The organism is Barnesiella sp. CU968 (assembly GCF_905219685.1).
GTDB lineage: Bacteria > Bacteroidota > Bacteroidia > Bacteroidales > Muribaculaceae > Lepagella > Lepagella muris_A.
The window spans coordinates 1-3043 of the sequence record NZ_CAJMXD010000352.1; the positions used below are offsets into that span (position 1 = coordinate 1).

The following is a 3043-nucleotide window of genomic DNA, read 5'->3' on the forward strand; positions in this document are numbered from 1 at the left end:
GCCAGAAAATCGCGTAACCAACATGAATACAGAGTTTAACAATTTCGCATTAACAGATTTTAAGAGACGCCAGTGACCTAACGTTTATAGCCATGATTACTGATCAAGTCATCAAAGAGATATATAAGAAATATTCCAAGCCCTGTAAAAATATGGCAGAACTTGGAATTGACGATTATCTGAGTATTTTGACGGAGCATCACCACATCGTTTCTGATGATATGGAAGTCGTAGTGGAAGATCTTGAGGAGTTCAATCCTTTCAGGATGTTCCTTAAAAGAAGTATATACGGTATTCTTGAGTTTGACAGGGTGATAGCATTCGTCTTCCGTTCTCATATTCTGTTTTTCGGGAAAGACAGCAATCAGCTGAGAGTGCATATCAAACCGGAGAAGAAACAGTCGTTCTTAGGCAAACTCTTCGGGCATTGAAGAATGCGAAGTGACTTAGAGCACATTTCTTTAGAATTAAGTCCAAATGTTTCCGGCACCTGTTGAATCATTCAACAGGTGCCGGAAACGTTTGGACTTCCTCTGCTTCTATATCGAGGTTCAGTTGATGTTCATTATGTCGAACCCATCACCAAGATCTTCCTCATTGAAGTCATCGGTGCTGAATACATCTATGTCAAGATCTTCTATTTTGTCCTGAGCCTTGAGATCAATCTTTTTGTCGAATTCGTCAAGGTCGACGGATTGTTTCGGGGCTTTGCCTTTTTTGAAAGTGCATACAGGATCTGCCAGTGTGCGGCTGGGATAGATCTCTTTCAATTCCATAAAGAATGAACGTTCCGTCAGATAGTCATATACGAAAATCATCCTCTGTCCCTCTTCTTCGATAAGCTCACTCAGTGGGGTCTCTTCCATCAGCCAAGTGTCGGTGTCACTTGCCGTGTGTCCCATGTCTTCAAGAGTGATTTCTTCCTGTTTCTGCCAGTCATCATCACAAAGGAAAAATGAGTCGAGTTCATCTTTTGCAAAATCTACGCTGTCGAGCACGGCGTTGCGCAACTGCAGAAATGTATTTTCCGAATCGATTTCAATTTCGCGGGCGAAATTGCTCACTTCGTCACTAACAAGTTTGAATCTATATACCATAGTGTTTCTCTTTTACTTTGAATTTTGCCTTTATTATACGTGCCTTGAAATTAACCGCATTTTATCGGCAAGGGATATCTGTTTCCCTCACTTTGTGTATTTCATGGAATGCAGAATCGGCATGTTTTTATATTTAGTGCGAATTTAATTCATTTATTGTTATTATTCAACAATAGTAACAAAAAAAAATAAAAAAAATACTCGTCAAGCTTATTTTAAAGCTTGACGAGTATTTTTTCAGGTTGCCGAGGCAATTCCTGTTATTATCCAAGGAAGCTCAACAGCACACCGGCTGCCACAGCTGAACCGATGACTCCGGCAACATTCGGACCCATGGCGTGCATGAGAAGATAGTTTGTCGGATCGTATTCAAGACCGAGGTTGTTGGAGATACGTGCTGCCATCGGCACTGCGGAAACACCGGCATTGCCGATAAGCGGGTTGATCTTTTTGTCCGGACGCAGGAAAAGATTGAAAATCTTAACTGAGAGCACACCTGCGGAGGATGCTATTATGAATGCTGCAAATCCAAGTCCGAATATCAGGAGTGTGTCAACAGTAAGGAACTTGTCAGCCTGGGTTGACGCGCCTACGGTAAGACCGAGAAGAATTGTCACTATATCTGTCATGGCATTGCTCGCGGTCTTGGCAAGACGAGTTGTCACGCCGCTTTCACGAAGCAGGTTGCCGAAGAAGAGCATGCCGAGCAATGGAATTGCCGACGGAACAACGAAGCATGTCAGCATAACGCCCACGATAGGGAAGATAATCTTCTCCGACTGGCTTACGACACGCACAGGGCGCATCTTGATCTGCCTTTCTTTCTGGGTTGTGAAAAGTCTCATCAGAGGGGGCTGGATCAGAGGTATGAGAGCCATGTAGGAATAGGCGGAAACCGCTACCGCACCAAGCAGGTTGGGATTGAGCTTGGATGTAGTGAAGATTGCGGTAGGACCGTCAGCGCCACCGATTATAGCCACACATCCTGCCGACAGGGGGTCGAAACCGCAGAGAAGGGCAAGCATATAGGCACCGAAGATGCCGAACTGTGCACACGCTCCGATAATCATCAGTTTCGGGTTGGCGAGAAGTGCCGAGAAATCGGTCATCGCACCGATGCCAAGAAATATAAGAGGCGGATACCATCCTTTTTCAACACCGTTATAAAGAATGTTAAGAACAGATCCTTCCTCATATATGCCGATCTCCATGCCCGGCTGGAAAGGTATATTGCCGATGAGCATTCCGAATCCGATCGGCACAAGAAGAAGAGGCTCGAAATTTTTCTTTATGGCGAGCCATACAAAGAAGCAACCTACGGCAAGCATCACGAGGTTCGTAAATTCGCAATTGTGGAACCCGGTGAATTGCCAGAAATTCTCTACGGTGCTACTCATGAACTGGCCGAACGAATAATCACTTGCTAATATCATAGTGGAATCGATTGACTGGATTATTCGATTATCATTATATCCGTGCCTTCAAGTATGGCATCACCGGCATTCACAAGAATCTTCTTTACCGTGCCACCTTTGCTTGTGTGCACATCGTTTTCCATCTTCATAGCCTCGAGAACGCATACAGTGTCGCCACTCTTGACAGTGTCACCTTCCTTGACAGTAAAACTCAGTATGGTTCCGGGAAGCGGACTTTTGACAGCTGAAGCCGCGCCTGCTGCGACGGGAGCCGGTTTAACCGACTGAGTGGGGGCTGCCGTGGGCTGAGCCGATGCGGTCTTGCCGGATTGTGAGAGGGCAGGTTTGGACGGTTTTGCATGAGCTGCTTTGTCAAGCTCTACCATGTAAGGAGTGCCATTGACCTCAACGGTTACCTCGTTGTCAACGACATCGCCAACGGATACTGTAAATTTCAATCCGTTGATTTTGTATTTGTATTCTTTCATTTTTATCAGTTTTTTAAGTTTTGCGTGTCTGACCTTGTCTCTG

4 protein-coding genes are annotated in these 3043 nt (G+C 45.1%); 1 reads left to right on the forward strand and 3 read right to left on the reverse strand.

The features are described from left to right. Positions 1–152 precede the first annotated feature (152 nt). Positions 153–431 (forward strand): hypothetical protein, encoded by a 279-nt coding sequence (locus JX312_RS11310; protein WP_204458068.1) that lies wholly within the window; start codon positions 153–155, stop codon positions 429–431. A 120-nt stretch (positions 432–551) separates the two neighbouring features. Here JX312_RS11310 and JX312_RS11315 read toward each other — a convergent pair whose 3' ends face one another. The 3 genes from JX312_RS11315 to JX312_RS11325 form a co-directional block, all read right to left on the reverse strand. Beyond that, a complete protein-coding gene (locus JX312_RS11315; RefSeq protein ID WP_123404598.1) occupies positions 552–1097 on the reverse strand; it encodes a hypothetical protein in 546 nt (181 codons plus the stop codon). 263 nt (positions 1098–1360) lie between these two features. Beyond that, positions 1361–2494 (reverse strand): sodium ion-translocating decarboxylase subunit beta, encoded by a 1134-nt coding sequence (locus tag JX312_RS11320; RefSeq protein WP_370541504.1) that lies wholly within the window; start codon positions 2492–2494, stop codon positions 1361–1363. 56 nt (positions 2495–2550) lie between these two features. Next, positions 2551–3000, reverse strand: a complete 450-nt coding sequence (locus JX312_RS11325) for a biotin/lipoyl-containing protein (RefSeq protein WP_123404785.1) — start codon at positions 2998–3000, stop codon at positions 2551–2553. Positions 3001–3043: the final 43 nt, after the last annotated feature.